Origin of the sequence: Mycobacterium cajalii (genome assembly GCF_045809005.2) — a bacterium.
In the GTDB taxonomy this organism is placed as follows: Bacteria; Actinomycetota; Actinomycetes; order Mycobacteriales; family Mycobacteriaceae; genus Mycobacterium.
Genome location: NZ_CM141436.1, coordinates 4463037 through 4487252, shown reverse-complemented (window position 1 = coordinate 4487252; position 24216 = coordinate 4463037). Strand labels below are relative to the sequence as shown.

The window sequence follows — 24216 nt, the reverse complement described above, 5'->3', positions numbered from 1 at the left end:
TCAGCCCCTGGCATCGCACATCGTCAGGCCCACCCCGACCCGTCGGCTGACCTGCACCCCGGCGACGGTGACCGTGCAGGTGACGTCGTGGCCGAAGTTCACGATCGTGACGTTCGCCGGGTGGGTGGGCGACTTGGCCAGCCTGACCTGTTTGCTCCACGGCAGCGCGACGTTGAACTCGGTCTGGATGAGGCCGCCGGTGGCGACGTACATGATGCTGAGGGCACGGCCCTCGCCGGTGACGTCGTAGACGACGTCCTGCATGGCGGCCGGTGGCCCGGTCGTTTCCGACGGTGTTTCCGGGCCGAACGTCGGCGGCACCGGCGCGGGAAACGGTGAGTGCGGCGTGAGCGTCGGCGGTGCCGTGGTCGGCGTGGGGCCCCAGGTGCTCGGTCCGGGCATGGGGGGCAGCGCCGTCTGGGTTTGGATGACGGTGTTGATCAGCACCAGCGCGACGAGCCCAACGACCAGCAGTACTGCGATCCCCGAGGCGACCCACAACCAGCGCGGCGTCTTCGGGCGCCTCGGCGGCGGCGGGGCGACCCCCGGAGGCGGCATCTCGCCCGGCGGGGGCTGGTCGTACTGCCAGTAGGTCGGCATCGGTGCGGTCGGGTTGGCCTCGTTGAGGCCGGCGGACCATTGTGGATAGTGCCCGCCGTATGTGGGCGCGAACGGCGCCTGGTCGGCGTAGGCCGGGTCGACGGGCGGCGGGTACCAGCGACCGCGCGGATCGGTCGGCTCCGACCCCGACTGAGGGGGACTGAACCGCTCGGGTCGACGTGGATCGTTCATGTCCACCTCATGGCTAGCAGGGTACCTGTGCCGAAACCATGACAGGTTGCTCACCGTCGGACGCCCGATTCAGGGGCACTGATTTCCCGCCGTGAGCGCGGCGACGGTCATGGCGCGCATGACGGCGCGCGACCTCGCCGTGCGCCCGGGCTTGCTGCGCGAGTTGTCGGGGGACTTCATGGCATGCGGCGTCGAGTTCAGTAGTCCGAACACCGCGTGGGCGGCCAGCCGGGCATCGGCTTCGGCCAACTCGGGGTTCAGTTCGCGCAGCACGCAGACCCAGACCTCCACGTACTGGCGTTGGGCTTTGCGGACCTGCTTCTCGGCCGCCTCGGGCAGGTGCGCGAGGTCACGGTCCTGGATGCGGATCAGGTCGGGTTCGCCGAACGCGAAGTCCAGGTGAAAGTCGATGAGGCTCTCGAGGGCCGCCGCCGCGTCGGCGTTGCGCGCCCGCACGTCGCGGGCCCCGGCGAGTAATCGGGCGCTGATGCCCACCAGCAGCTCGACCAGCATCGACTCCTTGTTGGGGAAATGCCGGTAGATGGCCGGACCGCTGACACCGGCGGCCGCGCCGATGTCTTCCAGCCGGACCGCCAGGAAGCCACGTTCGGCGAACAGCCGTTCGGCGGCCGCCAACAGTTGCAGGCGCCGGTCGGATTTCAACTGGCTGCGGCGCTTTGGCGCCTCGGGATGACCGGTCTGGCTTTCCGGAGCGGACGCCGTCACGACGGACCTCCCGTACCCAACTCGACCGTTCGGTTAATCGTCACTAACGTAGCACGAGTCGGTGGCAATCGACTTCGGCGAGCGTCTAGGTTGGTATCCAAACCAGCCGGAGGGACCGTGGCAACCGCAGGAGCCGCACACTTCGATCCGCTGTCCATCGATCGCGGCCCGAGCGAGCCCGCGCTGCTCGAAATGACGATCGGCGCCAACCTCGCGGACACCGCCGCCGCGCACCCGACGCACGACGCCCTCGTCGACATCCCGGCCGGGCGACGGTGGAGCTACGCCGAACTGCGGGCGGCGGTGCGGGGTTTGGCGACCGGGCTGTTGGGTGCGGGTGTCGGCGTGGGCGACCGGGTCGGCATCTGGGCGCCGAACCGTTGGGAGTGGGTGCTCGTCCAGTACGCCACCGCCGAGATCGGCGTGATACTGGTGACCCTCAACCCCGCCTACCGCACCCGCGAATTGGAGTATGCGCTAAAGCAATCCGGGGTCGCGCTGGTGGTCGCGGCCCCGCGGTACAAGACCACCGACTACGCCGCGATGCTCGCCGAGGTGGCTCCGCGCTGTCCGGCGCTGCGCGAGGTGGTGTTGTTGGAGAGCCGGCGGTGGGACGAGCTCTCCGGCGCCCGGGTGGACCCGTCCGCGCTCGGCGACAGGGCGGCCGCGCTCGACGGCGGCGACCCGATCAACATCCAATACACCTCCGGCACAACGGGATACCCGAAGGCTGCCACGCTCAGTCACCGCAACATCCTCAACAACGGGTATCTGGTCGGCGAGCTGCTCGAGTACACCGCCCGGGACCGGATCTGCATCCCGGTCCCCTTCTATCACTGCTTCGGGATGGTGTTGGGCAACCTGGCCGCCACGAGCCACGGCGCCTGCATCGTGATCCCGGCGCCCGGTTTCGAACCGGCCGCCACGTTGCGCGCGGTGCAGGCCGAGCGGTGCACCAGCCTGTACGGCGTGCCGACGATGTTCATCGCCGAACTGGGTTTGCCGGACTTCGCAAGCTACGAGCTGGGCAGCCTGCGCACCGGGATCATGGCCGGTTCCCCCTGCCCGGTCGAGGTGATGCGCAGGGTGATCGAGCGCATGCACATGCCGGGCATCTCGATCTGTTACGGCATGACCGAGACCTCGCCGGTGTCCACGCAGACACGCATGGACGATTCGCTGGAGCGCCGGGTCGGCACGGTCGGGCGGGTGGGTCCGCACCTGGAGGTCAAGGTGGTGGATCCGCTGACCGCCGAGATCGTGCCCCGGGGCGTGGCGGGGGAGTTCTGCACCCGCGGCTATTCGGTGATGGCGGGTTACTGGGACGATCCCGAACAAACCGCCGAGGTCGTCGACGCCGACGCCTGGATGCACACGGGGGACCTGGCCGTCATGGACGCATCCGGCTACGTCCGGATCACGGGCCGGATCAAGGACATCGTCGTTCGGGGTGGCGAAAACATCTCCCCGCGCGAGATCGAGGAGTTTCTGCACACCCATCCCGACATCGTCGACGGCCATGTCATCGGGGTCCCCGACGCCCGGTACGGCGAGGAGCTCATGGCGGTGGTCATGCTGCGGCCCGGAGCGCCGGAGCTCACCATCGAGGCGCTGCGCGAGTTCTGTGCGGCCTGCATCGCGCACTTCAAGATCCCGCGGTACCTGTGGATCGTCGACGAATTCCCGTTGACCGTCACGGGCAAGGTCCGCAAGAACGAGATCCGGCAGCGGGCGATCGAATACCTCCGTGGCCGCGACTGAGCGGCCACTGCATGCCTGGACGGACGGTGGGCGCGATGGTATTCTCACCCCAGTTAATCGGTATTAACTGAATCTTCGCAACCCCCGACGGCGAGGAGGCCCTGCGCTATGGACAAAGTGGTGGCTACCGCTGCGGAGGCGGTCGCGGACATCACCGACGGGTCGTCGCTGGCCGTCGGGGGATTCGGGGTCTGTGGCATTCCCGACGCGCTGATCGCCGCGCTGGTCGACAGCGGGGTCACCGACCTCGAAACGGTGTCGAACAACTGCGGCATCGACGGCGTCGGGCTGGGCTTGCTTCTGCAGCACAAGAGGATTCGGCGGACCACCGCCTCCTATGTGGGTGAGAACAAAGAGTTCGCCCGGCAGTTCCTGTGCGGCGAACTCGAGGTGGAACTCAACCCGCAGGGCACGCTGGCCGAGCGGCTGCGTGCCGGCGGCATGGGAATCCCGGCGTTCTACACACCGGCCGGGGTCGGCACCCAGATCGCCGACGGCGGGCTGCCGTGGCGCTACGACGCCTCGGGGGAGGTGGCGGTCGTGTCGCCCGCCAAGGAGACCCGCGAATTCGACGGCATCACCTACGTTCTCGAGCGGTCGATCCGCACCGACTTCGCGCTCGTGCACGCCTGGAAGGGCGACCGGCACGGCAACCTGGTCTACCGCGAGGCGGCCGCGAACTTCAACGCCGACTGCGCCGGCGCCGGCCGGATCACCATCGCCCAGGTCGAACATCTCGTCGAGCCCGGCGAGATCGATCCCGCGGCGGTGCACACCCCGGGTGTCTTCGTGCAGCGGGTGGTGCACGTGCCCATTCCCGTCAAGCTGATCGAGAAGGAGACGGTGCGATGAGGAGGAGTGGCGCGAGATGAGTGCGCCGGCGACGATGCAGAGCGAAGCGATGAGGAGGAGTGGCGCGAGATGAGTTGGAGCAGGGACGGCATGGCTGCCCGCGTGGCGGCGGAGTTCGAAGACGGCCAGTACGTCAACCTCGGCATCGGGATGCCCACGTTGATCCCCAACCACGTGCCCGAGGGGGTACACGTCGTCCTGCATTCGGAGAACGGCATCCTCGGCGTGGGGCCCTACCCGACGCGCGAGCAACTCGACCCCGACCTGATCAACGCGGGCAAGGAGACGGTCACCACCCTGCCCGGCGCGGCGTTCTTCAGCTCCTCGACCTCGTTCGGCATCATCCGCGGCGGACACCTCGACGTCGCGGTGCTGGGGGCCATGCAGGTCTCGGCCAGCGGCGACCTGGCCAACTGGACGATTCCGGGCAAGATGGTCAAGGGCATGGGCGGTGCCATGGACCTCGTGCACGGTGCCCGCAAGGTGATCGTGATGATGGAGCACGCCGCCAAGGACGGCAGCCCGAAGATCGTGGAGCGCTGCACCCTGCCGCTGACCGGTGTCGGCTGCGTGAACCGCATCGTCACCGAGCTCGCGGTCATCGATGTCCGCGCCGACGGCCTGCACCTGGTCGAGACCGCCCCCGACGTCTCGGTCGACGAGGTCGTCGCCAAGACCCAACCGCCCCTAGTGATTCCAGCGGCCGCGCGGTGACGACGACGACCGCGCCCTCGTTCGCCGACGAGCACCGCCGGCTCGTCGCGGAGCTGAACGCCAAGCTCGCGGCGGCGGCCCTCGGCGGTAACGAGCGTGCCCGGGAACGCCACGTCAGCCGCGGCAAGCTGTTGCCCCGCGACCGCGTCGACCGCCTGCTCGATCCGGGCACCCCGTTCCTGGAGCTGACCCCGCTGGCCGCCCACGGAATGTACAACGACGAGTCCCCGGGGGCGGGGATCATCACCGGGATCGGGCGGGTGTCCGGGCGCGAATGCGCGATCGTCGCCAACGACGCGACGGTCAAGGGCGGCACCTACTACCCGATGACGGTCAAGAAGCACCTGCGCGCCCAGGAGGTCGCGCTGCACAACCGGCTGCCGTGCATCTACCTGGTCGACTCGGGCGGGGCGTTCCTGCCGCGCCAGGACGAGGTGTTTCCCGACCGCGAGCATTTCGGCCGGATCTTCTACAACCAGGCCACCATGAGCGCCAAGGGCATTCCGCAGGTGGCCGCGGTGCTGGGCTCGTGCACCGCGGGCGGGGCCTACGTGCCGGCGATGAGCGACGAGGCCGTCATCGTCCGCGAGCAGGGCACGATTTTTCTCGGCGGGCCACCGCTGGTCAAAGCCGCCACCGGCGAGATCGTCTCGGCCGAAGAACTCGGCGGCGGTGACCTGCACTCGCGGGTCTCCGGTGTCACCGACCATCTCGCCGACGACGACGAGCACGCGCTGCGGATCGTGCGCGGCATCGCGGCCACTTTCGGCCCGCGCGAGCCGGCCCAGTGGGAGATCCGGCCCACGGTTGAGCCCGGCCATGCGCAGACCGAGCTCTACGACGTCGTGCCACCCGACCCGCGGGTGCCCTACGACGTCCACGAGGTCATCGTCCGGCTGGTCGACGGGTCGGAGTTCGGCGAGTTCAAGGCCAACTACGGCAAGACGCTGGTGACCGCCTTCGCGCGCATCCACGGCCACCCCGTCGGGATCGTCGCCAACAACGGCGTGTTGTTCGGCGAATCCGCTCTGAAGGGAGCGCATTTCATCGAGCTGTGCGACAAGCGCAACATCCCGCTGCTGTTTTTGCAGAACATCGCCGGGTTCATGGTCGGCCGCGACTACGAGGCCGGCGGGATCGCCAAGCACGGCGCCAAGATGGTCACCGCCGTGGCCTGCGCCCGGGTGCCCAAGCTGACCGTCGTGATCGGCGGATCCTATGGTGCGGGCAACTATTCGATGTGCGGCCGGGCGTATTCGCCGCGCTTTTTGTGGATGTGGCCCAACGCGCGCATCTCGGTGATGGGCGGTGAGCAGGCCGCCTCGGTGCTGGCGACCGTGCGCGGCGAGCAACTCACCGCGTCGGGCACGCCGTGGTCGGCCGACGAGGAGGAGGCGTTCAAGGCGCCCATCCGCGAGCAGTACGAGGACCAGGGCAACCCGTACTACTCCACGGCCCGGCTGTGGGACGACGGCATCATCGACCCGGCGGACACCAGACTGGTTGTGGGGCTGGCGCTTTCGGCGTGCGCTCACGCACCGCTGGAACCCGTCTCCTACGGCGTCTTCCGGATGTGATGAGGATGTTCGACACCGTATTGGTGGCCAACCGCGGCGAGATCGCCGTGCGGGTGATCCGGACGCTGCGCCGGCTGGGCATCCGCTCGGTCGCCGTCTACAGCGACCCCGACGCCGGGGCGCGGCACGTGCTCGAGGCCGACGAGGCGGTCCGGCTGGGACCCGCCCCGGCGCGGGAGAGCTACCTCGACATCACCAAGGTGCTCGACGCGGCGGCGCGCACCGGAGCCGAGGCCATCCACCCCGGCTACGGGTTCCTCTCGGAGAACGCCGATTTCGCCGCCGCCTGCGAACGCGCCGGGGTGGTCTTCCTGGGGCCGCCGGCCCGGGCGATCGAGGTGATGGGCGACAAGATCACCGCCAAGAGCACCGTCGCCGCCTTCGACGTGCCCGTGGTCCCCGGGGTGGCCAGGCCCGGGCTGGGCGACGACGATCTCGTCGCGGCCGCCGACGAGATCGGCTACCCCGTGCTGATCAAGCCGTCCGCGGGCGGCGGCGGCAAGGGCATGCGGCTGGTGGACGATCCGGCCCGGCTGCGCGACGCACTGGTGAGCGCACGCCGGGAGGCCGCCTCCTCGTTCGGCGACGACACGCTGTTCCTGGAGCGGTTCGTGCTGCGGCCCCGCCACATCGAGGTCCAGGTGCTCGCCGACACCCACGGCAACGTCGTCCACCTCGGTGAGCGGGAGTGCAGCCTGCAGCGGCGCCATCAGAAGGTCATCGAGGAGGCCCCTTCCCCGCTGCTCGACCTGGCGACCCGGGCGCGCATCGGGGCGGCGGCCTGCAACACCGCCCGCAGCGTCGACTACGTCGGCGCGGGCACCGTCGAGTTCATCGTCTCGGCCGAACGCCCGGACGAGTTCTTCTTCATGGAGATGAACACCCGTCTGCAGGTGGAACATCCGGTCACCGAGGCGGTGACCGGGCTGGACCTCGTGGAGTGGCAGCTGCGAGTGGCTGCCGGTGAGAAGCTGGCGTTCGCCCAGGACGACATCGAGCTGCGCGGCCACGCGATCGAGGCGCGCGTCTACGCCGAAGACCCGGCGCGCGGGTTCCTGCCCACCGGCGGCCGGGTGCTGCAGGTGTCCGAGCCGTCCGGCGCCGGTGTGCGGGTGGACTCGTCGCTGCTGGCCGGCACCGTGGTCGGCAGCGACTACGACCCGATGCTGAGCAAGGTGATCGCCCACGGCGCGGACCGCAACACGGCGCTGGCGGCCCTCGACCGGGCGTTGGCCCGGACCGCCGTGCTGGGTGTGCAGACCAACGTCGAATTCCTGCGGTTCCTGCTGGCCGACGAGCGGGTGCGTGCCGGCGACCTGGACACCGCGCTGCTCGACGAGCGGGTGGCCCAGTTCGCGCCGCTGCCCGCGCCCGACGACGTGCTCGCCGCCGGGGGTCTCTACCGCCAGAGTGGCCTGGCCGAACGGGCATCGGGTGACCTCTGGGCGGCGCCGACCGGCTGGCGCGTCGGCGCGAACCCGGCGCCGGTGCGCACCGAGATGCACACCGCGCTGCGCACCGAGACGGTGTCGGTGTGGGGGCCGCCGGACGCCGCCTCCGTGCGGGTGGGGGACGGCGAGACCTGCTCTGCGAGTATCGAACTCGACGGTGCGCGGATGTTCGTGACGCTGGATGGGGTGCGCCGGGAGCACCGGTGGGCCGAGTCCGGCCGGCACCTGTGGATCGCCGACGAGCGCGGCACCTGGCAGCTGCGCGAAGCCGAGGAGCACAGGATTCACCGCACGGCCACCGCGCGGCAGGCCGAGGTCCTCAGCCCGATGCCCGGCAGCGTGATCGCCGTCCAGGTCGACTCCGGCGCCGAGGTAGCCGAGGGCGACGTGGTGGTGGTCGTCGAGGCGATGAAGATGGAACATTCTCTGCCCGCACCGGTTTCGGGGCGGGTCGAGGTGCTGGTGTTCGTCGGCGACCAGGTCAAAGTCGACCAGGTGCTGGCGCGGATCAAGGATCAGGAATCATGACGCTATCCAAGGAGTACGAAGACCTACGGGCGACGGTCGCCGATTTCGCGCGGACCGTGGTGGCGCCCGTATCGGCCAAACACGATGAGGAGCACAGCTTCCCGTACGAGGTCGTCGGCAAGATGGGCGAGATCGGCCTGTTCGGTCTGCCGTTCCCCGAGGAGTACGGCGGCATGGGCGGCGACTACTTCGCGTTGTCGCTGGCGCTCGAGGAACTCGGCAAGGTCGACCAGTCTGTGGCGATCACGCTCGAGGCGGGGGTCAGCCTCGGCGCGATGCCGATCTACCGTTTCGGGTCCGAGGAGCAGAAGCAACGGTGGCTGCCGGATCTGACGGCCGGGCGCGCGCTGGCGGGCTTCGGCCTGACCGAGCCGGGAGCCGGCTCGGACGCGGGCGCCACCCGCACCACCGCCCGGCTCGAGGGCGGCGAGTGGGTCATCAACGGTAACAAGCAGTTCATCACCAACTCGGGCACCGACATCACCTCGCTGGTCACCGTCACCGCGGTCACCAGGGCCCTCGACGGCGGCAAGAAGGAGATCTCGACGATCGTCGTGCCCAGCGGCACACCGGGTTTCACCGTCGAGCCGGTCTACAACAAAGTCGGCTGGAACGCGTCGGACACCCACCCGCTGACCTTCGCCGACGCCCGGGTTCCGGAGGAGAACCTGCTGGGTGCCCGCGGGACCGGCTACGCGAACTTCCTGTCCATCCTGGACGAGGGGCGCATCGCGATCGCCGCCCTGGCCACCGGCGCGGCGCAGGGCTGCGTCGACGAGAGCGTCAAGTACGCCAAGGAGCGCCAGTCGTTCGGCCAGCCGATCGGTTCCTATCAGGCGATCAGCTTCAAGATCGCGCGGATGGAGGCGCGTGCCCACGTCGCGCGCACGGCGTATTACGATGCGGCCGCGAAGATGTTGGCCGGCAAGCCCTTCAAGAAGGAGGCGGCGATCGCCAAGATGATCGCGTCCGAGGCGGCGATGGACAACGCCCGCGACGCCACCCAGATCCACGGCGGGTACGGCTTCATGAACGAGTATCCGGTGGCGCGGCACTACCGCGACAGCAAGATCCTCGAGATCGGGGAGGGCACCACCGAGGTGCAACTGATGCTCATCGCGCGATCGCTGGGCCTGTCGTGAGCGGGCCGGGGAAGTCGATCGTCCAGCGCGGCTTGTGGTTCGAGGAGTTCGAGATCGGCACCACCTACCTGCACCGGCCCGGCCGCACGGTGACCGAGGCCGACAACGTCCTGTTCACCACGCTGACGATGAACACCCAGTCGCTGCACCTGGACGCCGCGTGGGCGGCCGAGCAGCCGGGGTTCCGGGGCGAGCGGCTGGTGAACTCCATGTTCACGCTCTCGACGCTGGTCGGTCTGTCGGTGTCGCAGCTGACGCTGGGCACGATCGTCGCCAACCTCGGCTTCTCCGAGGTGTCCTTCCCCAAACCCGTCTTCCACGGCGACACGCTCTATGCCGAAACCGTGTGCACCGCCAAGCGGGAATCCAAAAGCCGCCCCGGGGAGGGCATCGTCACCCTCGAGCACACCGGGCGCAATCAGCACGGCGACGTCGTCGCGCGCGCGGTGCGCACCACGCTCGTACAGAAGCGGCCCGCTACGGAGGGAAATCGATGAACCTGCGCGCCGCCGGCCCGGCATGGTTGTTCTGCCCGGCCGACCGCCCCGAGCGATTCGCAAAGGCCGCAGCCGCCGCCGACGTGGTGATCCTCGACCTCGAAGACGGCGTCGCCCAAGGCGATAAGGCGGCCGCCCGCAAGGCATTGCGCGACAACCCGCTGGACCCCGCGCGCACCGTGGTCCGCATCAACGCGGTTGGCACCGACGAGCACGCCCCGGACCTCGACGCCCTGGCCGATACCGCATACGGCACGGTGATGCTGTCCAAGACCGAATCGGCGGCGCAGGTTTCCGCGTTGGTGCCCCGCGACGTCGTCGCGCTGATCGAGACGCCGCGCGGCGCGGTGTTCGCCGCCGAGATCGCCGCGGCCGAGGGCACGGTCGCGATGATGTGGGGCGCAGAGGATCTGGTGGCCGCCCTCGGCGGCAGTTCGAGCCGGCGGGCCGATGGTGGGTACCGCGACTTCGCGCGGCATGTCCGGTCGACGACGCTGCTCGCGGCGTCGGCGTTCGACCGGATCGCGCTGGACGCCGTGCATCTGAACATCGGTGACGTCGACGGCCTGCGGGCGGAGGCCGACGACGCCGTCGCCGTCGGCTTCGGCGGGACCGTCTGCATCCACCCGACCCAGGTTAACGTGGTGCGCGAGGCCTACCGTCCCAGCGAGGACAAGGTGGACTGGGCGCGAAGGGTTCTGGCGGCGGCGAAGAGCGAGCGCGGGGTGTTCGCTTTCGAAGGGCAGATGGTCGACTCGCCGGTGCTCAAGCACGCGCAGATGCTGCTGCGGCGGGCGGGGGAGCCCACGGGCTGACGGGCGCGATCAGCTTTCGTCCTCCTCGTCCGCGTCGTCTTCGTGGCGCAGGAGTTTTTCGGGGTGCCAGTAGGTGTTGGTGCGGGGTTGGCCGCGCTCGAGGTGTTTGGGTGGGATCCACTCGGTGTCGCCGTTGGTGTTTTTGCGGGTGGTCCAGCCTTTTTCGGTGATGGGGTGGTGGCCGCCGCAGCCGAAGGTGAGGTCGTCGATGCCGGTGGTGCCGGATTTCGCGTAGGGGATGACGTGGTGGACTTCGCAGTAGTAGCCGCCCACGGTGCAGCCCGGGGCGCTGCAGCCGCGGTCCTTGGCGTACAACACGATTCGCTGCGCGGGTGAGGCCAACCGCTTCGTGTGGTAGAGGGCCAGGGCCTTGCCCTTGTCGAAGATCGCCAGGTAATGATGGGAGTGGCGGGCCAGGCGGATGACATCGCTCATCGGCAAGATGGTGCCCCCGCCGGTGAGAGCTTGTCCGGCGGCGGCTTCGAGTTCGGCCAGGGTGGTGGTGGCGATGATGGCGGCCGGCAGCCCGTTGTGCTTACCCAATTCCCCGGAGGCCAGCATCGCGCGCAGCGCGGCGAGCAGGCCGTCGTGTTGGCGTTGGGCGGGGCCGCGGGCATCTGTGTCGATGGCCTCCTGGGTGGGGGTGGCGTCCAGGCGGGGCTGCTCGTCGAGGTTGTTGCACATGCCCGGCGCGGCGAGTTTGGCCCACGCCGCTTCGAGGGTGGCGCGCAGTTCGGGGGTGATCCAGCCGCTCAGGTGCGACATTTTGTCGGGGCCCTGGGCGCCCAGGATCAGCCCACGCCGGCGTGCCCGGTCGGTGTCGGTGTAGTTGCCGTCGGGGTTGAGGGCGTTGTCGAGTTGCTCGGCCAGTGTGCTGAGTTGTTCGGGGCGGATGTGGGTGCCGTGGCGGGCCAGGTCGGCTTCGGCGCGTTCGCGGGTGGGTTGGTCGACCCAGCCGGGCAGCTGGTGGCAGAAGCGGCGGATCACGGTGACGTGCTCGCAACCGAGCGTGCCCTGGCGCTGACGCAAAGCGGTCTGGGCCAGCGTCGGGGGTAGGGGTTCCCCCGTCAGCCCGTGGCGCTCGCCCAGATCGGCGGCTTCGCGCACCCGCCGGTTGGCTGCAGCACGCGAGATCAGGGTGGCCTCGGCGAGGGCGTGGGAGAGTTTGCCGCCCAACTCCTCCGGGGTGGCTTGGTGGGCCAGGGTGTTGATCACCGCATGCTCGAGGGCGGGCAGGCGCCGGCGCACCTTTTCCACCCGGCCCAGCCAGGCCAGTAACTCCGGGGTGGTCAACGCCTCGCAGTCGAACCCCAGCAGCGTGTCCAGGTCGGCGTCGAGCGCGTCGAACGCCGCACCCAACGCCTCCCGGTCAACACTCACACCGCGAAACTATCGGCACCCACCGACAGAAAACCCCGGAATGTGACCACAGAAACCAAAGTGACACAAGTTGTTTCAGGCCGCGGGCCAAACGACTACTTCCGCTGTGCTGCGGCCAATCTGGCTGCGAATTCAGGGGATTGGATGGTGTGTGCCTGCGGACCCAGTTCCGTGCGCATGGCGAAGTCGTGGTGTTCGTTGTCCAGCGCCCCCGGACTGGCGGTGGCGCGCATGGTGGCCTTGGTGGCCAGCACCACCTCGCGCGGGGCCGACGCCGGGCCGGCGGCCAGGCCGAGCGCGGCGGCGACCGGATCGTCGGCGATGCTGAGCGCCAGACCGTGGCGCACCGCGGCTTCGGCGTCGAAGCGCATGCCGAACAGCAGGGCCGCGCGGGCCACTTGCGGGCCGACCGCCCGCTGCAGCATCCACGTCGCGCCACCGCCGGGATGCAGACCCAGCTTCTGAAATCGGGCGTCGAACAAGGCGCCGGGCCCGGCGATGCGCACGTCGGCGGCCAGCGCCAGGTTCAGCCCAGCGCCGACGGCCGCGCCGTTGACCGCAGCGATGGTGGGCAGGCGGCAGTTGCCGACGGCCATGAAGCCGTCGTAGAGGCGCTGCAGCCCGGCTTCGGCCGCCCCGGTGCCCGCGGCGCCGAGCGCGCTGAGGTCGGCGCCGGCGCAGAACGCCTTGCCCGCCCCGGTGACCACCACGGCGTGCACGGCGTCGTCGTCCTCGGCCCGGCCCACCGCGGCGCGCAGCTGAGCCGACATCTCGCCGGTCACAGCGTTACGGCGGTCGGGATCGTTGATGGTGATCAGCGCGACGCGGTTCTCGACGCGATACAGCACGGGGTCGATGGGGCTCATTGGCGTCAGAGTACTGGGGGCACAAGTCCTGTGTGCTAGACGGGCACGTAGCTGGTCAAGCCGCCGTCGACGACGAACTCCGCCCCGGTGGCATAGGACGATTCGTCGCTGACCAGGAAGACCACGAAGCTGGCCACCTCGCCGGGGGAGCCGCCCCGGCGCATCGGGATGGGCGTCATCATCTCATCGGTCACGCCCCTGCTCATCGGGGTCCGCACCAGCCCGGGATGGATCGAGTTGACCCGGATGCCGTTGCCCGCCAACTCAACCGCGGCCGACTTGGTGAGGCCCCGCAGGCCGAACTTGGAGGCCACGTAGGCGTGGTGTTCGGGGGCGCCGGCCAGGCCCTGGACCGACGAGATGTTGACGATCGAGCCTGCGCCGGCATCGATCATCGGCTCGACGGCGGCGCGCATCCCCAGATACGCCCCGGTCAGGTTGACGTCGAGAACCCGTTGCCAATCAGACAGCGACGAGCCCCGCAACGGGCCGTGTGCTCCGATTCCGGCATTGTTCACCAGCGCGTCGAGCCGCCCGAAGGCGCTCAGCGCCGCGGCGACGGCCGCGTCCCACTGATCGGCGTCCGTGACGTCGAGGTGCACGAATTGCGCAGCTGCGCCCAGGTTCTCGGCGACCGTCCGCCCGTCCTCGTCGAGGACGTCGCCGACGACCACCTGGGCACCCTGCGACACCAGGGCCGCGGCGTGGGCGGCGCCCATCCCACGGGCACCGCCACTGATCAACACCACTTTGCCGTCGACGCGTCCCATGCCCGCAACGGTAGGCGCGGTCGCGCGTGCCCCGGTGAACTTGGGCGTTTGCTGGTGGATCAGGATCCAAAAGGTGTACCATTCCGCACGTTTGGGTATGGGATCGGAGTGACTTCTCAGCGACGGATGTCACGGATCGTGGACGAACACCGGTTCGACGCGATCGCGGCGGCGCTGCCCGGCGGGCAGTCGGGTCCGGTCGGGATCGCGTTTTTGGACCGTGACCTCAACATCCGTGGCTTTGACACGACCTTCGAAACGGTCACCATGCGGCGGCGGGACGAAACGCTCGGCCAGAACTTTTTCGACGTGTTTCCCGACAACCCCGACGATCCGCAGGCCAGCGGCTCGTCGCGGCTCGCCGCGTCGATGGAGAGCGCGCTGCGCCGGCACTCGACCGACCCGATGCCTATCTGCCGGTACGACATCACCGATCCGCAGAACCCGGGCGTCTACCTCCCCAAACTGTGGTCGTCCAGCAGCACCGCGATCGACGACGGCGGGGAGCAGATCGGATTGCTGCACCGCGTGGTCGAGATCACGGCGCTCGACGCGGCCCTGACCGCGTTGGCGCTGCACAACGAGCACGCCATACCCTTCGATCCCGCCGAGCAACTACACATTCTGAGCGCCCTGGCGGCCACCGTGCGCGCGGACCGGGAGCGCGTGCATGCGCTGGCACGCGAACGTGATCAGCTGCGTCGCGCTCTCGAATCCCGCGACGTCATCGGCCAGGCCAAAGGCATGCTGATGGAACGGTTTTCCGTCGATGCGGTGGAGGCTTTCGATATGCTGGTGAAACTTTCGCAGAGGACGAATGTCGTGCTGGCGGAGATCGCCAAGCAGGTTGTCGAGATCGACTCGGCGTGAGCGGCCCGCGGCACGGCGGCGTAGCGGGACGGCGACGGGGTACCCGGACCGGTAAACGGGCGGCGAAAGGACGAGCAACGTGGCCGGTTCGGTGCGGCCGCGGTGGTGCGGCACGGTGGCCGGCGCCTTGGCGCTCACGGGTTGCTCGGTGGGCGGCGGGGCGCACAGCGCGCCCGACGTTGCGGTGTCGCGTATCGGCGCGCCGATGCGCGAGCCTGTCTGGTCGTATCGCGACGGCGCCCTGTTGGGCCCCACCGACGATCACCGGCTGGCCAAGATCGCGTATTCCGGTCCCGAGGATGCGCGGACGCGACTGTCGGCGCCGATGGAAGTCGGGCCAACCTGCAGATCAGCCAGCGGGACGACCGGCAGGTGTTCGTGCCGCAGCCCGGGCGCAACAAGGTCGCCGTCGTCGACCTGACCGACTTGCGGCCCGTCTTCGACGTCGACGCCGCTCCCGCGCCCGCCTACGTCGCCCAGGATGCCGGCATGCGGATCCTGCTCGCGCTCTCGGCGGACGGGTCGGCGGTCACACCGGTGGACCAATAGGGCTATCGGCAGCTGCCGATCGCCACGGTGACCGGCGGGCCGGCCGAAACGATCGAGGGCGCGAACCGCGACCGCGCCATCGACTATCACCTGTACGGGCCCTCCGGGATCCGCTACTACCAAGACCCGTCGTCGCCGCCCGAGAAGCGCGGCTCGTTCACCATGGACGTCGGTGCCGCCGCCGGGGACGGGACCCAGGTGAAGCGCAGCTACGTCGCCGCCCGCGATGGTGATCGTCCTCTACGCGCTCGACACCCATCGCAGCGCAGCGGCAGCGGCATGGAAGTGCTCGGCCGCGCCCAACTTTCGTCGCCGATCCGATACCTGGGGACCGACGACACCCGCATCTACGCGGCCACCGACCACGATCTGACGGTGCTCGAGACGGCGAGCTTCATCGGTTACCCGAACGGGGCAATCCCGGTCGTCCGCACCGTCGACTACCGGGCGGCGCTGCCTGCCGGGCAGGTCGCCGCGGCGCCCGTTGTCGGGCATGGCAGTCGGCCCCGAGAGGGTGTACCTGACGCTGCGAGGCCAGCCCTACGTGATCAGCGTGGCAAAGCCGCGCCTGTGAAGGAGGACGACATGAACGGGGCAGCGAAGAACCCGGCGCCGGTCGGCATCGACGACGGCGTGGCGTTCCTGACCGAGCAGATGGAACGGCTCAAGGAACTCGGTGAGTGTGACAGCGGCCGAGACCAATTCGGCGATTTTGGCGTCTACGACCTCAGCGTGCGGTGGGGCACGGCTCTCGCGGGGCGGCTGCCGCGCATCGCCCACTACAGTTCGGCCGGCCTGCTCACCGACGACGACAAGCGCCGCTTCCAGTCGCTGTGTGATGAACTCAGAGAGCTGTCGCCACTGATCGAGCGGTTCAAACTGGCCCGTCCCGACCTCGCGGATCGTCCCGACGCATCCGGGTTGCCAGATAGGCGACGAGAAATGCCAGGCTGGCCACGTCGCCGAGGTACCAGCCGATTCGCGGTGCACGCCGATTGACGCCCCAGACCATGGCGCCTGCCGCGATCACGCGGCCGGCGACGAGCGCGGCGCTGTATACGAGGAAGTACTGTGGCAGTGCCGGTCGCGTTGCCCAGACGTAGGCGTGAACCGCCGCCAGGACCGCAAGTAGCGACACGCCCAGCGCGGTCACCGTACGGGGCAAGGCAAAGGCGACGTAGCCGTTCAGCGTGAGCATCGGCGACGACAAGACGCTCCGCCGCGTGCTGCGTGCACGGCGCTCGATGGCACCGGCCATGAGCCGGAATTACCCACTTTGGTGCAGGCGAGCCGATCCGCGTCGGTCCTGGCTGGCTTGACTTGGTCAAGCACCGGCGACGGTGCCTGGCATGCTTCGCGGCCGGCGGTGCGCTCTCGCCGGGCAATTTCACGGAGCAACCCCCGAGTGGACCGGAACCTTGTGTTCAAGACCCCTGGCAGGTGGCAAGTCTCGATAAGTTACTCGCCGACATGGGAGTACCGCGAGTTCGTCCCGCCGCTTCGTCATCAGCCACTGTGCAACGACCGGATCGACCGTTGGAGCCGTCAAATTCGGCCAATTCCACTGCAACGCGGACTGATCCGAGGGCAAGGGTCGTTCGCGCCGGGCAAATATGTTGATAAATCAGGAATCTGACTGTTGAAGTGTTGTCTAATAACGTGTTTAGTTGGCTTAAGCAACATGTGTCCACTATCATCGGCGCATGACACGAAGCCGACTCGAGCCGCAGCAGCGACGCCAACAGTTGCTCGATGTCGGGGCCGCGATGTTCGCGGAGAAACCGTATGAAGAGGTCTTCGTGGAGGACATCGCCGCGCGCGCCGGTGTGTCGAGAGCGCTGCTCTATCACTACTTTCCGAGCAAGCGAGACTTGTACGTGGCGATATTCACCCGTGCGAGCAACCGATTGCTGGCGCGGGCCAACCCCGATCCGGGCCTGCCGCTCGCAGAACAGCTCGCCGCGGGGCTCGAGGCCCACATCCAGTATTTCGCCGATCATCCTTTTGAGGCGATCGCGATCAACCGTGGCGCGCTATCGGATGACCCGACGATCCAGGCGATCATCAACAATGAGCTGAATGTCGTCGGCCAACGCCTGATCGACAAGCTTGCCGGCGAGGGCCGTCCACGCGATGTCACCGAGATTGCCGTGGAGGGATGGTTGGGTTTCGTTCGCGCAGCGTGTGTGAAATGGGTCCAAGCGCAGAAGATCACCCGAATCGAGCTCACCGAAATGTGCACTCGCGCATTCGAATGCGCGCTCGGATATCCCAAACACCCTGCTGTACAGCCGCTTATGACCGGTATTCGCCCTCAGGTGATGACTGCGCTGCCGGAAGGGCGGAGCTACAGTTGCGGTGCGGCCCGACGGGCCACCAACAGCTCGACCTCTTGGTAGGGCGGTGCGGTCGACAGTCCGGAAGCCGCCCACGGCGGGATCGGGCATTTGTTCGACCCAGGCCGCAGCTACCTCGACTCTGATCCCGAAAGCGCCGTACGGGCCACCGCCACCCCGCGGGGATTGGCGCTGACTGCTTTGGAGCACTAATTTCCCTAAGGTGATGTTCTCAGCTGCTGGTGTCGTCGCGCAGTGGATGGCGCCCCTCCTCACGGTTGCGGCCGTTTCCGTCCTGGGTGTTCTCGATCACGAGGGGCCGGTCGGTCCGGTGCCGGCGGTGCGCCTCGTCGACGACGCCAACCCGTTCGCCGGCATGCCCCTCTACGTCAATCCCGGCTCGGCGGCCATGCGAGCAGCGCAGCACGCCGATCCGCCGAGCGCCGAGCTGACCGCAATCGCCAACACGCCGCAGGCGTACTGGATCGTCCCGGGCGGCTCAGCGGCCACGGTCGCCAAGTACACCGGTGACGCGCAGGCTGCCGGCGCACTCCCGGTGCTGACGCTTTACGGAATCCCGCACCGCGACTGCGGCAGCTTCGCCGCGGGGGGCTTCGCGACGGGCGACGCCTACCGCGCCTGGATCGACGGCATCGCCTCCGACGTGGGCGCCTCGCGGACGGCGGTCATCCTCGAGCCGGATGCTTTGGCCATGGCCGACTGCCTGCCGGCCGACCAGCGCCAGGAGCGCTACGACTTGATCCGCTACGCCGTCGACACGCTGGGCCGCAATCCGGGCACGGCCGTGTATGTCGACGGCGGCCACCTGCGCTGGCACAGCGCCGAGGACATGGCCGCCAGACTCAACCAGGCCGGCGTCGGGCACGCGCGGGGCTTCAGCCTCAACACTGCGAACTTCTTCACCACCGAGGACGAGATCGGCTACGGCGAGGCGATCTCGGGGCTCACGAACGGTTCGCACTACGTGATCGACACCTCGCGCAACGGCGCCGGGCCGGCGCCCGACTCCAAGTTGAACTGGTGCAACCCCAGCGGCCGGGCGCTGGGCGCTCCGCCGACCGCGGCCACCGGCGGCGCGCACGCCGACGCCTACCTGTGGATCAAACGTCCCGGCGAATCCGACGGGACCTGCGACAAAGGCGACCCGCCGGCGGGCACGTTCGTGAACCAGTACGCCATCGACCTGGCCCACAACGCGGGCCAGTAGCCCTGCACCGCCGGTGCCGAGTCGCTGCGCCAATGCGGGGAAATCGCTGGCGATGACTCCTCCCGGTGGCCGAGGATCTCGGAGGCCAATTCGGCGAGCGCGGCACGCTCCCCGGCCAGCGCCGGCTGCCCGGAGTCGGTGACCTCGTAGACCCGGCGAGCGCGTCCGTCCACCCCTTCTTGTCGGGAACTCAATCCGGGTGCCGTGGATCGGCTCGATATCCGGATGAATGAGCCCCATGAGGCACGCGAAGACACAGTCGTTTTCCCGGTGTGTGAGGTGTTGCCCGCCGCGGAGTTTCGCCACCTGGCTGAGATTTCCGAAGAGGAGGAACATCGGCGGTTCGGTCCGGCCGGCTTCGAGGGGATGGTCGACAAACTCGCCGACATCGGAAAAAGCCTCGGCATCTCTGACCTGAGCAAGTTCACGGCGAACGAGGAATGCTGGCCTCGGGGGCGGCATTGGTCGACCGTGGCCGTGCCAGGCTCCAACCCGACAGGATGGAATCGGTGGGGCGCCTTCTTCGGCACGGCCCTCGACGACCATCTCCGTGACAATGACGTCGACACCGTGGTGGTCGCCGGATGCAACTTTCCGAATTGCCCACGCACCGCGCTCTATCAAGCCAGCGAGCGCGACTACCGCGTCATGTTGGTCGACGACGCGGTCTCCGGGCTCCACGAACGGGGCCGCGCCGAGATGGCCCACATCGGCGTGACGCTGTGGCGGTTACGTCTCGATCATTCCAGGAGGTCGTCGGACGGTGGTCGGATGCCGCCGTTGCTGGCGGCAGGCAGCGAATGCGTGAAGGCGGGCAGCAGGTGTGTCGGGTCTCCGCGCCAGGGAAGTGCCATCAGTTGCCGGATACTACGTCGTCCGCCGAAGGCGCGCAGTGCCTCGAAATCAGAGATATCGAGCGCGAGTTGACCTGGCGCGGTCTGTGGGTCGCCGAGCTGTACCGAACCGGTGGTGGGGGTGGTCAACTGGAGCGCCGGCAGCCCTGCCTCTCGGTAAATTCGGTCGCCCATCGTGGTCAGGAAGCCCAGTGCCACCTCGAATGTGAGATCTGGAGTTCGGGAACCGCTTTCAGCCAGCGCGCCGCGAATGTCATGCTCGTGGGTGAGGGTATCGAAGACAAGCTGGCTTGCGGATGCCTGGGGGGCCAGATCGAGCCTGGCACTCACCGCGTCGATCAGCTGCTCCCACAGGTCGAGTAGATCGTCGATGCTGGTCCCGCCGAGGCGATCGACCTGCGCCTTGGTCCATGAGGTGGCGGCCTTTTCCTCCATGTTGAGGGAAACGACGTCTTGGGCGACGCCGGCAAGGTGAGCAACTGTCTGGCGGATGGTCCAGCCGGGACAGGCCGGCACGGTCAGGTCGGCAACCTCAGCGCGGCTGCGGATCAGCCCGTCGATGCGTCTGCAGACGAGGCGGTAGGCCGCCGCGGCGTCGGAGATCGGCAACAGCTGCGGTGGTCGGCAGGTGTGGGACCGAGACGATCCCTCCTGGAATTCATTGCTGGGCAACTTATTTGACCTTCTTTCGGGCATGTTCAGGATTTACGTGTTGGCGGGTATGGTGGTGCCTGCACCGCGGTGGCGGGCGACGACGAGGTCGCGGTGGTGCGCGGCCTCCGTCTGCTGGTCGCAGCCCTCGATCACGAAGCCGGCGTCGGCGATCATCGCCCGATCGGCGTGGCCGGGTTGTCCTTGGCTGGTGAGGTAGTCCCCGAGGAACATCGAATTCGCCAGATGTAAAGCCAGCGGCTGGAGGTTCCGCAGGTGAATTTCGCGTCCGCCGGCGACCCTGACCTCGACGTCGGGGAAGGCGAACCGGAACATCGCCAGGATGCGCAGGCAGCGTAGCGGGGTCAGCGCCCACTGCCCGCCCAGTGGTGTGCCCTCGAACGGGATGAGGAAATTCACCGGCACCGAGTCCGGTTGCAGGTCACGTAGAGTCAACGCGACATCGACGATGTCCTCGTCGGATTCGCCCATACCAACGATGGCGCCCGAACATGGCGAGAGCCCAGCGGTTTTAGCGGCGGCCACGGTGGCGGTCCGGTCGTCGAAGGTGTGGGTCGAGCAGATCCGGGCGTAGTTGCCGGTGCTGGTGTTGAGGTTGTGGTTGTAGGCGTCGGCGCCGGCCGCCAGCAGCCGTTCGGCCTGCCCGTCTTTGAGCAACCCCAGACAGACACACACTTCCACCGATGGGGCCGAATTGTTGATGGCGGCGACGGTGTCGGCGATCCGCTCGATATCGCGGTCACCCGGCCCGCGGCCCGCGGCAACCAGGCAGACGCGGTTGGCACCGGCATCGATCGCGCACTGGGCGTGGCGGGCGGCTTCATCGGCGGTGATCCAGGAGTATTTCAAGATATCGGTGGTCGACCCGCTCCGTTGTGAACAATAGCCGCAATCCTCGGGGCACAGACCGGACTTCATGTTCACCAGATAGTTCAATTTGACGCGACGCCCGAAGAATTTACGCCGTACCCGTGCGGCCGCGGCGATGACATCGAGCAGGTCGTCGTCGCTGCTTGCCAACACCGCCAACAAATCGTCGCGATCGACCGGCCGCCGGTGCAGCGCCGTGGCGGTGATCGTCGACAATCGTCGGTCGAACCCCGTAGTTGTCACGACTGCTGGGTCCTGCATGGGCTTCCTCCTCGTCGGTTGTCGATCAGTGCGGATCGCCGGTCGGGATCGACCGATGCCTTACCGCGGCTGTTTCTGACCTGCGTGAAAAGGTGGCGAAGGTTGGCGGCGAGGATGCGTGGCAGCAGCGCGGGGTCGGTCAGTCGGGACGGCGGATCGATGAGGTGAACGACGCGCAGTAGGCGTTCGGTCACGGTGATGTCATAGGTGGCGGAGATCAGCGTGGCCTTGACTGTTCGACGCATCAGTCTGTGGCGCAATGATTGTCTGCTGGAGGGCGACGGGACGCGGTCGTTGGCCTGGTTGCGGGTCCACGTGGGGCCGATGTCGGCGGCGGCGGCGTCAAAGAAGCGCCGGGCCAGGTCGCGATCGCCGCCATGCAGGCAGTTGCGCAGCGCAATAGCTTGCAGTGCGGCCATGGTCATGCCTTGCCCGTAGACGGGGTTCAGGCTGCACAGTGCGTCTCCGACCACCAATAATCCACGCGGGAATTTCGGCATCCGGTCGTAGCGGCGCCACACCGCGGCCGGGTTACGCAACATGGCGATCCTCCCGACAGGATCGGCGCGGCGCAACACGTCCGAGATTGACCTGGGTAAGGTTTCGGCGGCCACGTCGAGCATGGTCGCGAAGTCGGGCGGTGCGCCGCCGTGCCCGGTAGACCGGGCGACGGCCAGCATCCAGGTGTCGTGCTCGCACGCCATCAGCAACGCCCCAGGCCGGCCGAGGCCTTGATTGGTCGCGACCAATTGTTCGTCGATGCGGCCGTGGGGCAGACGGAACCGTTGACTGGAATAGCCCAGCGCCGTGGTGGATCGCGTCTCGGTCGGGCGGCCGTACCCCAGACCTTCCAGAAACGCCGGAGTGCGTGCGCCGCGGCCCAGTGCATCGACCACCAGGTCGGCATCCAATGTTGTTACTACGCCGTTGTCACGGTTGATGATTCGCGCCCCGGTGATTGCGTCGCCGCCAGCAACTGGTTCGACGACGTCGTGGCCGTCTCTGACCGTCACATTGGGCAGGGTCATCACGTGTCGGCGCACGTGGAATTCCACAAATGGTCGGGTGGCCAGACACAGTGTCAACGCTGCCGGCTCGGCCAACCTGCCCGAGCGTTTCAACTCGCAGTGGCCCACGCGCGTGTAGAACCGCGACAAGTCGCCGTCGTCGACGACCACCGCTCCGGCTGCGGCCAGCTCGTCGAGCAGACCGGGAAACAATTCCGCCAACACCTGGATGCCGCGACCCAAGAAATTGTGGAGATGTCGGTCCTGCGGCGCACCCTTGCGTTCGCTCGGGTGGCCTGTCAACCTGTCGCGCTCCACCACGGTCACCGAGTCGTAGAACTCTGAAAGCGCTTTCGCGGCAAGGAGACCCGCAATCCCGGCACCCAACACCACAGCGTGCTCACCGATCTCGCTCACATTACGGCCCCTTTCGCTACGGGAGATCGCTGACCGGCGCAGGTGCGGCATGGCGGCCACCAGACCCCGCGATCGCGCGGCTCGAGCAAGCCCATGACGGAAGACGCTACACCAAAAAATAAGAAAAGTAAGGAAAAGTTAAGACAAAAATAAGGTTCTTGGACGTTCGCGGAACAGGTCCGCGGAAGCGTGTGGTTGGAAGCAACGAGTTCTGCCGGTGTTTGATCCGTCACGCCCGCCCGACGATGTTGACGTGTGCGGATGCCTGAGGTGACCCGTCTCGTCGGCGGGATGGTTTCACGACCGGGACCGCACTCGATCGTTGTGGCTGATCAGGAGGCGGTAGCCGGCGTCGAGCTGATCTTTGTGCACCAGGTCCGCATGTCGGTCATGCCAATGTCCGGAGTGCAGGTCGTCCGCCAGCCGGGTTAGTCCCTCGGTCAGGGCGGGCTCGCGTGCGTAAGCGAGCATGGACATGCCGGCGCGCACGGTGGGGTCCAGGTAGGCGGCTGGGCGTCGCCAGAAGGCGGCCCCGAACCCGTCGGTGCAGTCGTGGGGCACCGGAACCGTCTGCACCTCTGCGCCCCCCAACAGCTCTACGAGGCGTTCGATCGGCACGGACAGTTCGTCGCTGATACGGGTGGCCTCGGGCAGGTATTCGCGCAGCAACCAGAAGTTACGGGTCACCGTTTGGTCCCACGTAAGCACCACGATTCGATCGCGGGTGACTCGGTGCAGTTCGTCGATGCCGGCTGCGAGGTCGTTCCAGTGATGCACTGTCAGTATTGCCATCGCGGCGTCAACACACTTGTCTCGCAACGGCAGGGCTTCGGCGCTGGCCTGTATGCCCGGAGCGGATTCCGGCGGACGTTGATTGATCATCACCATGCTGGGCTCGACGGCGGCGACGGTCTGGGGCGGTTCATAGGAGCCCGTTCCGGCCCCGACGTTGAGCACGGTGCTCATCGTGGCGAGTGCGGCACGGATTTGGGCGGCGATGCGCGGGTCGGGCCGCCGCGTTGCGCGATAGCTACTGCCGATCCGGTCGTAGGCAACCATCGGTTCCAGCCTGGCGCACGTCCGTGCGTTCCGCCAGGGCAATCACGGCCGGATTGTTGTCGCCCGTCGTTTTCGCGGAGCCTCAGTCGACGTGATGGCAAACCTGATGCGGCAGGCCGGTGCGCACGAGCATGATGTAGCGATGGTGATCACCATTGGGCGGGGCGATTTCGACCTGACCGCGCAGCCGAGCGCGGGTACCGGCGCAGCCGGACGCCGCCG

At 68.0% G+C, this 24216-nt stretch carries 22 protein-coding genes and 2 pseudogenes; 15 read left to right on the top strand and 9 right to left on the bottom strand.

The annotated features are described in order from the left end of the window. Nucleotides 1-792, bottom strand: a complete 792-nt coding sequence (locus tag ACJ512_RS21245) for a hypothetical protein (RefSeq protein ID WP_407686114.1) — start codon at nt 790-792, stop codon at nt 1-3. Between the two features lie 69 nt (nt 793-861). Beyond that, nucleotides 862-1518, bottom strand: coding sequence for an SACE_7040 family transcriptional regulator (locus tag ACJ512_RS21240; RefSeq protein WP_407686115.1), 657 nt, complete (start codon nt 1516-1518; stop codon nt 862-864). Nucleotides 1519-1710: 192 nt separating this feature from the next. Between ACJ512_RS21240 and ACJ512_RS21235 the strand changes: the two genes are divergently transcribed. The 8 genes from ACJ512_RS21235 (at nt 1711) to ACJ512_RS21200 (ending at nt 10855) form a co-directional block, all read left to right on the top strand. Then, nucleotides 1711-3279: an AMP-binding protein gene (locus ACJ512_RS21235; RefSeq protein ID WP_407686125.1), complete on the top strand. Its 1569-nt coding sequence runs from the start codon at nt 1711-1713 to the stop codon at nt 3277-3279. A 108-nt stretch (nt 3280-3387) separates the two neighbouring features. Further along, nucleotides 3388-4131, top strand: coding sequence for a CoA transferase subunit A (locus ACJ512_RS21230; RefSeq protein WP_407686116.1), 744 nt, complete (start codon nt 3388-3390; stop codon nt 4129-4131). 69 nt (nt 4132-4200) lie between these two features. Beyond that, nucleotides 4201-4845 carry a CoA transferase subunit B gene (locus tag ACJ512_RS21225; RefSeq protein WP_407686117.1) on the top strand — a complete coding sequence of 215 codons (645 nt, stop codon included), beginning with the start codon at nt 4201-4203 and terminating at the stop codon, nt 4843-4845. Then, nucleotides 4842-6422: a carboxyl transferase domain-containing protein gene (locus ACJ512_RS21220; protein ID WP_407686118.1), complete on the top strand. Its 1581-nt coding sequence runs from the start codon at nt 4842-4844 to the stop codon at nt 6420-6422. The genes ACJ512_RS21225 and ACJ512_RS21220 overlap by 4 nt, the downstream gene beginning before the upstream one ends. A 5-nt stretch (nt 6423-6427) precedes the next feature. After that, nucleotides 6428-8401 (top strand): acetyl/propionyl/methylcrotonyl-CoA carboxylase subunit alpha, encoded by a 1974-nt coding sequence (locus ACJ512_RS21215; RefSeq protein WP_407686119.1) that lies wholly within the window; start codon nt 6428-6430, stop codon nt 8399-8401. Next, entirely contained in the window at nt 8398-9543 is a 1146-nt protein-coding gene (locus ACJ512_RS21210; RefSeq protein WP_407686120.1) for an acyl-CoA dehydrogenase family protein, read from the top strand. The genes ACJ512_RS21215 and ACJ512_RS21210 overlap by 4 nt, the downstream gene beginning before the upstream one ends. After that, entirely contained in the window at nt 9540-10040 is a 501-nt protein-coding gene (locus tag ACJ512_RS21205; protein WP_407686121.1) for a MaoC family dehydratase, read from the top strand. Before ACJ512_RS21210 ends, ACJ512_RS21205 begins: the two co-directional genes overlap by 4 nt. Continuing rightward, nucleotides 10037-10855 (top strand): HpcH/HpaI aldolase/citrate lyase family protein, encoded by an 819-nt coding sequence (locus tag ACJ512_RS21200; RefSeq protein WP_407686122.1) that lies wholly within the window; start codon nt 10037-10039, stop codon nt 10853-10855. Before ACJ512_RS21205 ends, ACJ512_RS21200 begins: the two co-directional genes overlap by 4 nt. A 9-nt stretch (nt 10856-10864) precedes the next feature. Here the strand turns inward: ACJ512_RS21200 and ACJ512_RS21195 are convergent, their stop codons facing one another. The 3 genes from ACJ512_RS21195 to ACJ512_RS21185 all read right to left on the bottom strand — a co-directional run bounded on the left by ACJ512_RS21195 (nt 10865) and on the right by ACJ512_RS21185 (nt 13871). Continuing rightward, nucleotides 10865-12235, bottom strand: coding sequence for an HNH endonuclease signature motif containing protein (locus ACJ512_RS21195; protein WP_461479832.1), 1371 nt, complete (start codon nt 12233-12235; stop codon nt 10865-10867). Between the two features lie 95 nt (nt 12236-12330). Next, nucleotides 12331-13101 (bottom strand): enoyl-CoA hydratase, encoded by a 771-nt coding sequence (locus tag ACJ512_RS21190; protein ID WP_407689004.1) that lies wholly within the window; start codon nt 13099-13101, stop codon nt 12331-12333. Between the two features lie 35 nt (nt 13102-13136). Then, the gene (locus ACJ512_RS21185; protein ID WP_407689003.1) at nt 13137-13871 is read right to left on the bottom strand and encodes a glucose 1-dehydrogenase; all 735 of its coding nucleotides are present in this window, start codon (nt 13869-13871) and stop codon (nt 13137-13139) included. 54 nt (nt 13872-13925) lie between these two features. Between ACJ512_RS21185 and ACJ512_RS21180 the strand changes: the two genes are divergently transcribed. From ACJ512_RS21180 to ACJ512_RS21150, 7 genes and pseudogenes are all read left to right on the top strand, one after another. Beyond that, nucleotides 13926-14741 carry an ANTAR domain-containing protein gene (locus ACJ512_RS21180; protein ID WP_407689005.1) on the top strand — a complete coding sequence of 272 codons (816 nt, stop codon included), beginning with the start codon at nt 13926-13928 and terminating at the stop codon, nt 14739-14741. Nucleotides 14742-15113: 372 nt separating this feature from the next. Beyond that, the gene (locus ACJ512_RS21175) at nt 15114-15290 is read left to right on the top strand and encodes a hypothetical protein (RefSeq protein ID WP_407689002.1); all 177 of its coding nucleotides are present in this window, start codon (nt 15114-15116) and stop codon (nt 15288-15290) included. Between the two features lie 27 nt (nt 15291-15317). After that, nucleotides 15318-16289 (top strand): hypothetical protein, encoded by a 972-nt coding sequence (locus ACJ512_RS21170; protein WP_407689001.1) that lies wholly within the window; start codon nt 15318-15320, stop codon nt 16287-16289. Nucleotides 16290-16993: 704 nt separating this feature from the next. Continuing rightward, nucleotides 16994-17689, top strand: a complete 696-nt coding sequence (locus tag ACJ512_RS21165; RefSeq protein WP_407689000.1) for a TetR/AcrR family transcriptional regulator — start codon at nt 16994-16996, stop codon at nt 17687-17689. Nucleotides 17690-17849: 160 nt separating this feature from the next. Beyond that, nucleotides 17850-18854 (top strand): glycoside hydrolase family 6 protein, encoded by a 1005-nt coding sequence (locus ACJ512_RS21160; protein ID WP_407688999.1) that lies wholly within the window; start codon nt 17850-17852, stop codon nt 18852-18854. Between the two features lie 219 nt (nt 18855-19073). Continuing rightward, nucleotides 19074-19283: pseudogene (locus tag ACJ512_RS21155) on the top strand (hemerythrin domain-containing protein); the annotation flags it as partial. A 42-nt stretch (nt 19284-19325) separates the two neighbouring features. Continuing rightward, a pseudogene (locus ACJ512_RS21150) lies at nt 19326-19487 on the top strand (hypothetical protein); the annotation flags it as partial. 107 nt (nt 19488-19594) lie between these two features. Here the strand turns inward: ACJ512_RS21150 and ACJ512_RS21145 are convergent. From ACJ512_RS21145 to ACJ512_RS21130, 4 genes are all read right to left on the bottom strand, one after another. Next, a complete protein-coding gene (locus ACJ512_RS21145; protein ID WP_407688998.1) occupies nt 19595-20317 on the bottom strand; it encodes a maleylpyruvate isomerase N-terminal domain-containing protein in 723 nt (240 codons plus the stop codon). Nucleotides 20318-20413: 96 nt separating this feature from the next. Continuing rightward, nucleotides 20414-21511 carry a biotin synthase BioB gene (gene bioB / locus ACJ512_RS21140; protein WP_407688997.1) on the bottom strand — a complete coding sequence of 366 codons (1098 nt, stop codon included), beginning with the start codon at nt 21509-21511 and terminating at the stop codon, nt 20414-20416. Then, nucleotides 21490-22935: an FAD-dependent oxidoreductase gene (locus ACJ512_RS21135; RefSeq protein WP_407688996.1), complete on the bottom strand. Its 1446-nt coding sequence runs from the start codon at nt 22933-22935 to the stop codon at nt 21490-21492. Before ACJ512_RS21135 ends, bioB begins: the two co-directional genes overlap by 22 nt. A gap of 297 nt (nt 22936-23232) precedes the next feature. Then, complete coding sequence (locus tag ACJ512_RS21130; RefSeq protein WP_407688995.1) at nt 23233-23994, bottom strand: class I SAM-dependent methyltransferase; 762 nt, start codon at nt 23992-23994, stop codon at nt 23233-23235. Between the last annotated feature and the right edge of the window lie 222 nt (nt 23995-24216).